6 protein-coding genes are annotated in these 6810 nt (G+C 69.3%); 1 reads left to right on the top strand and 5 read right to left on the bottom strand.

What is annotated here, in order from left to right:
• Positions 1 to 92: 92 nt before the first annotated feature.
• The 4 genes from VGT06_00325 to VGT06_00310 all read right to left on the bottom strand — a co-directional run bounded on the left by VGT06_00325 (position 93) and on the right by VGT06_00310 (position 4619).
• Positions 93 to 917, bottom strand: coding sequence for an ABC transporter permease subunit (locus VGT06_00325; GenBank protein HEV8661578.1), 825 nt, complete (start codon positions 915 to 917; stop codon positions 93 to 95).
• Positions 917 to 1738, bottom strand: a complete 822-nt coding sequence (locus VGT06_00320; protein HEV8661577.1) for an ABC transporter permease subunit — start codon at positions 1736 to 1738, stop codon at positions 917 to 919. The genes VGT06_00325 and VGT06_00320 overlap by 1 nt, the downstream gene beginning before the upstream one ends.
• Before the next feature lie 77 nt (positions 1739 to 1815).
• Positions 1816 to 2958: an extracellular solute-binding protein gene (locus VGT06_00315; protein HEV8661576.1), complete on the bottom strand. Its 1143-nt coding sequence runs from the start codon at positions 2956 to 2958 to the stop codon at positions 1816 to 1818.
• Positions 2959 to 3101: 143 nt separating this feature from the next.
• Positions 3102 to 4619 carry a DEAD/DEAH box helicase gene (locus tag VGT06_00310; GenBank protein HEV8661575.1) on the bottom strand — a complete coding sequence of 506 codons (1518 nt, stop codon included), beginning with the start codon at positions 4617 to 4619 and terminating at the stop codon, positions 3102 to 3104.
• A gap of 208 nt (positions 4620 to 4827) precedes the next feature.
• Between VGT06_00310 and VGT06_00305 the strand changes: the two genes are divergently transcribed.
• The gene (locus VGT06_00305; protein HEV8661574.1) at positions 4828 to 6078 is read left to right on the top strand and encodes a lysophospholipid acyltransferase family protein; all 1251 of its coding nucleotides are present in this window, start codon (positions 4828 to 4830) and stop codon (positions 6076 to 6078) included.
• Here VGT06_00305 and VGT06_00300 read toward each other — a convergent pair.
• Positions 6052 to 6810: HAD-IIA family hydrolase (locus VGT06_00300; GenBank protein HEV8661573.1), on the bottom strand; the 759-nt coding region annotated here is incomplete at its 5' end. The two genes, VGT06_00305 and VGT06_00300, sit on opposite strands and share 27 nt — an antisense overlap.

The raw sequence follows: 6810 nt of genomic DNA, 5'->3' as shown, positions 1-6810 counted from the left end.
GGAACCACGGGAGGGTTCCCCAGGGGGGCCGGGGGCCGGGGCGGCGCCGGCGCCAGGACCCGGACCCTGTCGTTCCACTCATCTCGTTCGCATTAGAGGCGCCCGAACATCGAGAGATACTCCGCCTTCATGTACCGCTCCAGCAGCACCAGCAGCAGGAGCCCCGGCAGCATGAGAATCAGGGCGGCGATCGAGGCCACCTGCAGCTCGTAGCCCACCGACGTCCTGTACATGTACACCGGCAGCGTCAGGATGAAGGGACTCCCCACGAGCAGAGTGCCGGTGAACTCGTCCAGGGAGTACAGGAAGACCAGCAGCGTGCTCGCGATGAGCCCCGGGGTGGCGAGGGGCAGCGCCACCGTGAAGAAGGTCTTGAGGCGCGAGGCCCCCAGGTTCATGGCGGCCTCCTCCAGGCTCTCCGGGATGGACTTGAAGACGGCGGTCATCGTCCAGACCGCGTACACCAGGGCCCCGACCATGTGGATGAGCATGACGCCCGGCACCCGGGCGGCCAGGTTCACCCGGTACAGGAGCGTCGTCGCGTTCACGAACACCGGCAACTGGGGGAAGGCGTGCGGGAGGAGGAAGATCATCAGGATGACAGCCTTGAGGGGGACCGGGTAGCGGGCCAGCAGGTAGGCCAGCGGGACCGTCAGGACGAGCGTCAGGGCCGTGACCACGACTGCGATCAGGAAGCCGGACTGGAGCGCCCTGAGGAGGTCCCCCTCCAGGACCTTCTTCCAGTAGAAGAGCCCCATCTCCTGCGGGAAGGGATGGGGCCAGAACCATTTGTGGGTGAACGACCAGATGACGAGGCTCGAGAGGGGGGCGATGATGATGAACGCGACGAGGACCGTGCCCGCCATCCGCAGGGCCGCTCGCCTCAGGACGGCCGCCTCGACCGCCGCCTCTCCCATCAAAACTCCTTGACCGTGATGGTCCGGAGGTAGTAGCCCGCCACCCCCATCGCCAGGAGGTACGAGACCATCCCGAGCGCGTTCGCCGTCCCCAGGTCATTCTGGTAGTTGATCCGGTAGTAGACGTCCACCATGAGCATCTGCGGCTGCTCCCCGCCGCCGATCATGAGGGGGATCGAAAAGGAGGCCAGCATCGAGGTGAACATGAAGGCCGAGGCCACGACGAGGGAGGGGGCCGCCATGGGGAGGAGGATGTCCTTGATCTGGCGGTACACGGAGGCGCCGAAATTGCGCGCCGCCTCGAGGTAGGCCTCGTCCACCGCCCGGTAGGCCCCCAGGACGAGCAGCACCGCCAGCGCCAGGTTCTTCCAGACCAGCGAGACGACGATCCCAAGCCAGGTGAAGGCGATGGAGGGGGGATCGCCCAGGTCAACCAGGCCGACCTGGGCCAGGGCGGAGTTCAGCGTCCCGCGGGGGGCGAGCAGGACCCGCATTCCGTGCCCCACCACCACGAAGGGGACAAAGAGGGGGACCTTGAAGAGAAACTCCACCGCCCGGTGCCCCACGATCCGCAGGTACCCGCAGAGGAAGATGGCGATCCCGAGGACGAGGACCAGGCTCACCACGGAGATCCAGAGGGTGTACAGGACGTCGAACCGGTAGAGGCGCCAGACCAGGGCGTAGTTGCCCAGGGACCACGCGCCATCGCGGAGGAAGCTCAGGTGGGCCGAGGAGAGGAACGGGAGGAAGAAGAGCCAGACGACGATGGCCAGGGGGGGCGCCGCGATGGCCAGGCTGAGGAGGCGGGAGGAGGCTCGCATGGGCTGCAGGTCACGGCCCGGGGGCTCCGGGCGGCCAACCGCGCCGCCCGCCACCCCCGGCCCTCGACCCGTCGCGGTTAATTTTCCTCGTAGGCCGTCAGTAAATCTTTGAAGTGCTGGCTCAGCGGAAAGGACAGGCCGTACTTCGCCAGCTCATCCGGCGGCACGTCCTGGAAGAGCATGCTCTTGGCCTTCGCTGAGACATGGGGCAGGACGTGCTTCCCGTCAATCCCTGGGTACCAGCCGTTGCGCTCCACGATGACCTTGGCCTGGATTTCCGGGGAGGTGATGAACTCGACGTACTTCTTGGCGGCCTGGTAGTTCGCGGCCTGCTTCGGCACGACCAGGTACATGGGTTGCCCCGGGAAGCCCGGGGAGATCAGCTTCATCCGGATCTTCGGGTCCATCCGCCCCTGGTTCTTCAGGTCAATCAGCATGTCCACCCAGACGGGGCCCATGGCGATCTCGCCCCGGTTCAGCCGGTCCAGCGTGTCGTTGTTGCCGGTGGTCAGCGTGACCGGCAGGCTCTTCAGTTCCTTGATGGCCGCCGGCCAGCCGGCCTGGGTGCTCTTGTCGTAGGGTCCCTTGGCGTACTTCTCGTACAGCCCGGTCTTCCAATAGGCCCAGCCGGTCGTGAATGCCACCCCGCTCATGCCTCCCTTGACGCCATTGTAGCCGAACTTCTTCGGGTTGCCCTTGATCCAAGCGACCAGCTCCTCGAAGGTGTTCGGGGGGCTCTGCACCATGTCCGGGTTGTAGGCCAGGGCGACCTGGCTGTGGAACATCGGCATCACGTAGCCTTCGACGTTGAAGCCGAGCGCGTTCCGGCCATCGGCGGCCGTCATGAGCTTCCAGGTGCTGATCTCGGGGGCGTACTTCGCCACCAGGTCCTGCTGGATCAGGTCCGGCATCACGATCTGGTGGACGATGGCCACGTCCACGTCCCACTTGGCCACCCCGGCGTCCTTCTGGCTCTTGAGCTTGTTCGCGATCACGCGGCTGCCCGGGTCCCCCGGGCCGCTCCCGACCGCGTTGATCTTCACGCCGGGGTTCCGCTTCTCGAACTCCGGCGCGAACACGTTGCGCTGCAGGTCGTGCATGTTGGTGTCGCCGGCCGTCACGACGTTCAGGGTGACCTGGGCGGCCACCAGGCCCACCCAGCCGAAGACCAACATGACCAGGATGCCGACCATCCTCCCCCCGGGGACACGTCGCCTCATAGGAATCCTCCTTGTGCTGGGAAAAAGCGCGCGAACATTGCCGCCGGGGTGGGACCCCGGCCTGTAGGCAAGCGTATGATAGGGCGTGAGCGGGCAGAAATCAAGCGGGGGGGAGGCGCGGGTCGGGCCCGCGCGTGGCGGACCTATACGACGAAGACGTGGTGGGTGCCGTCGGGCTCGCGTGGCGCCTCGGGCGTCTGCGGGGTCGCCAGGCCTTGGCCCTCGGACCCGCGGCCGCCGCGCCCGCGGCGCTTTCGGCGACGGCGGCGCTTGCGCTGCGCCTCCCCGCCGCTCGGGGAGGCGGTGGCGGCCGGGACGCCAGCCGATGCGGGAAGCGCGGCGGGCGCGGCCACCTCCACCGGCTTCCGTGTCGGCAGCGGCCCGGCCGGCCCGCGGGCCCGCTCCTGCGGCCGGCTCGGATGCCGGTCGCGGCCGCGGTCCCGGCCCCGCTCGCGCCCCCGCCCGGCCTCCCGCGGGCGCTCCCGGGGGCGCCAGGTCGGATCCCGCGGCAGCTCCTTCACCAAGAGGGACTCGTCCGGCCACTCCACCGGAATCTTGAACCCGAGCAGCTTCTCGATGGCCTCGAGGCCTAGCACGTACTCCTCGTCCGCCAGGCTGATGGCTTTCCCCGCGGCGCCGGCGCGGGCGGTCCGTCCGACCCGGTGGACGTAGTCCTCGGAGTCCTGGGGGATGTCGTAGTTGACCACGTGGGTGACCCCCTCGATGTGCAGCCCCCGGGAGGCCACGTCGGTCGCGACAAGAATGGGGATCTCCCCCCGCTTGAACGCCTCCAGGACGCGCAGCCGCTTCTTCTGCTCGATGTCCCCCGTGAGCTCCTCGGTCGGGTAGCCGTGGCGGTTCAGGCGCTCGGTCAGGCGCTCCGCCTCCCGCTTGGTGTTGACGAACATCAGGATCCGCTCCCCCTTCTCCCGCATGAGGAGGCCGAGGAGGAGGGAGAACTTCTCCTTCCGTGCCACGTGGTAGAGGACCTGCGTGATCTTGTCCGGGGTGACCTGCTCGGGCGAGACGGCCACCCGGACCGGGTTGTTCATGTGCTCGTAACCCAGCTCCAGCACCTTGTGGGGGAGGGTGGCGGAGAAGAGGAAGGACTGGCGCCGGTCGTAGGGCGGGAGGCGGCGGAGCATGTACCGGAGGTCCTTGATGAAGCCCATGTCGAACATCCGGTCCGCCTCGTCTATGACCAGGACCTCCACGGACTTCAGGTCGTAGGCCCCCTGCCGGAAGTAGTCAATCAGGCGGCCGGGCGTGCCGACCAGGATATCCAGGTCGCCCTGGACCGCCTCGCGCTGCTTCGCGTAGTCCACGCCCCCGTACACGACCACCATCTTGAAGCCGCAGAACTGCCCCAGCAGCTCGGCGTCCCGCTCGATCTGGACGGCGAGTTCGCGGGTGGGGGCGATGATGAGGGCGCGGGGGGAGCCCCGGCGGGGCTCTTTGCGGGGCCTTTCCAGGAGGCGGGTGAAGAGGACGATCAGGTAGGCGGCGGTCTTGCCGGTGCCGGTCTGTGCCTGCCCGGCCACGTCCTTGCCTTCGAGGGCGATGGGGAGAGTCTTCTCCTGGATGGGGGTGCAGGTGGTAAAGCCGGCGGCTTCGATGCCGCGCATCACCGGTTCGGGGAGGCTCAGGCTGGCAAACTCCATGGAACTCCTTCGCATAGGGTCAAGCGGGCTTCCCGCAGGCGGCCATGGGGCCGCCGCGGTCTCCAGGCACCATGCCATTCTACCCTATTGGGAGGGCCCCGCCAAGGCAGACCGCAGGGAGGTCCTGCGATCGGGGCCCCCGGGGGTGGGAAGCCTGCTACAATAGCCGGGTCGGTGGCGCGCTGACCGGCCCGGCGCGGGGGGGAGCATGGCCAGGCTGACCGCGACGGACTTCAGGCCTGCGAAACCCTCGCGACCCCTCATCGCCGCCGCCGCCCTCCTGAACCGCATCACCTTGCCGCGCCGCGTCACGCTCGACATCCCTCCGGCTGACCTCGCCCTCTTGCGGTCCCTGCCGGCCGGCTGCCTTATCGCGCCCAACCACGCCCACTACGCCGACCCCGACGTGACCTTCGAGCTGGCCCGGCGAGCGGGGCGCCGGTTCATCTACATGGCGACCCGGGAGATCTTCGACGGCTGGTGGGGGTGGAAGGGGTGGATCGTCCAGCGCCTCGGGGTCTTCTCGGTGAACCGGGGCGGGGCCAACGTGGAGGCCCAGCGGTTCGCCCAGAGCGTCCTCGTGGCCGGCACGTCCGACCTCCTGATGTTCCCCGAGGGGGAGATCTATCTGCTCAACGACAGGGTCATGCCGCTGAAGCCGGGCGTGGCCCGGCTGGCGCTTGAGGCGGCCGACGAGCTCGGCCGCCAGGGCCGGCCCCGCCCGATCCTCATCGTACCCGTCGCCGTGAAGTACCAGTTCGCCGAAGACATCACTCCCGTCCTCGAGGCAGCCGCCGCCCGCCTCGAGGCGGCCGTCCTGGGCCAGCCGCGGCCGGGTCCCCTCTCCGGTCGGCTCGTGGCCCTGGGGACGGAGTTGCTGGCGCGGGCGGAGCGGCAGCACGGGCTCACGCCTGCTCCCGGCGAGGGGCTCTTCGAGCGGGTCCGGCGGCTGCGGGAGAAGCTCCTGGAGGAGCTGGAGCGCAAGCACTTCGGGCGGGTGCGGCAGGGCCTCGATTTCGACCGGGCCCGCAAACTCATGATCCGGATCCGGGGACGGCTGCGGGAGCCCGTCGGGACCGACGGATACTACGGCCCGCCCGCGGCCCCGCCCGGTGATCCCCTCTCGGCGGACCTGGAGGCGGCGTACCTGTGCGCCCGGTCGGTCGCGTTCCAGGACGACTACCTCGCCCAGAACCCGAGCCCGGAGCGGATGGCCGAGACCCTGACCAAGCTGGAGCGGGAGGTCCTGGGGAAGGAGATCCACGGCTCCCTCGGGAAGCGCCGGGCGGTGATCCGGATCGCGCCCCCGCTCGATGTGACCAAGCTCGTCGCGGGCCAGGGCGCGGGGGCCTCTCGCGAGGAAACCATCGAAGCCATCGTCATCCGCCTGCACCAGGCCCTCCAGGGGGCCCTGGACGCCACCGCCCGCGCCTCATCGGAGAAGGGCGCGGGGCTCTAGACCCGGCCCTGGGCCGGGGTCGATGAGGGCGGCCAGCGAGGGGATCACGTGATCGGGGGTGATAGGCGAAGCAGCCAGGTCATCGGGCCGGGTCGAGCCGCTCAGAACCAGGATCGTCACGCAGCCGGCCTTCTTGCCCCCTGCGATATCGCTCTCGAGGGTGTCGCCGACAACGGCAACCCGCCGACGATCAGAGAAATCGCTGCAAGCCACCTCGAACATCAGTGACTCGGGCTTCCCCGCCACCACGGCCTGCTTCCCGGCCGCCACCTCCACTGCCGCCAACATCGCGCCGGTCGCCGGCCAGGGGCCGTCCGGCATCGGAAAGGTCGCGTCCCGCCCCGTGGCGTAGAAGGCGGCCCCGTTCCTGACAGCCTGGGCCGCGAGCCGGACCTCCTGGTATCCCAGGCTGTCGTGCCCCCCGACCACTACGACCTCGGCCCGGCGAGCCGCGTCGCCGTCAAGCAGGCGGAGACCGGCTGCAGCCAGCTCTTGCTTTAATGCCTCTGTCCCTACCACGTAGGCTGTCCGGCCGCTGAAACCCGCCTCCTTCAGGTGCCGCGCGAGGACCCGTCCCGAGGTGAGGATCTCGGCGGGGTCGGCCGCAACGCCGAGGCCCCGGAGCTTCGCCGCCAGCTCGTCGGCCGAGAAGCGGGGGTCGTTGGTGAGGAACCGGAGGGCCTTCCCGGCCGCGCGCAGGGCCGCCACCGCCTCGGCGGCGCCCGGGATGGC

This window comes from Candidatus Methylomirabilis sp. (assembly GCA_036000645.1).
Taxonomy (GTDB): Bacteria; Methylomirabilota; Methylomirabilia; order Methylomirabilales; family JACPAU01; genus JACPAU01.
The sequence above is the reverse complement of the archived record's forward strand: the minus strand, read 5'-3'. Positions and strand labels throughout refer to the sequence as shown.

What these genes read in the sequence shown, in the direction of transcription:
- VGT06_00325 (HEV8661578.1), bottom strand. Translation starts at nt 917, where the DNA reads ATGGGAGAGGCGGCGGTCGAGGCGGCCGTCCTGAGGCGAGCGGCCCTG.
- VGT06_00320 (HEV8661577.1), bottom strand. Translation starts at nt 1,738, where the DNA reads ATGCGAGCCTCCTCCCGCCTCCTCAGCCTGGCCATCGCGGCGCCCCCC.
- VGT06_00315 (HEV8661576.1), bottom strand. Translation starts at nt 2,958, where the DNA reads ATGAGGCGACGTGTCCCCGGGGGGAGGATGGTCGGCATCCTGGTCATG.
- VGT06_00310 (HEV8661575.1), bottom strand. Translation starts at nt 4,619, where the DNA reads ATGGAGTTTGCCAGCCTGAGCCTCCCCGAACCGGTGATGCGCGGCATC.
- VGT06_00305 (HEV8661574.1), top strand. Translation starts at nt 4,828, where the DNA reads ATGGCCAGGCTGACCGCGACGGACTTCAGGCCTGCGAAACCCTCGCGA.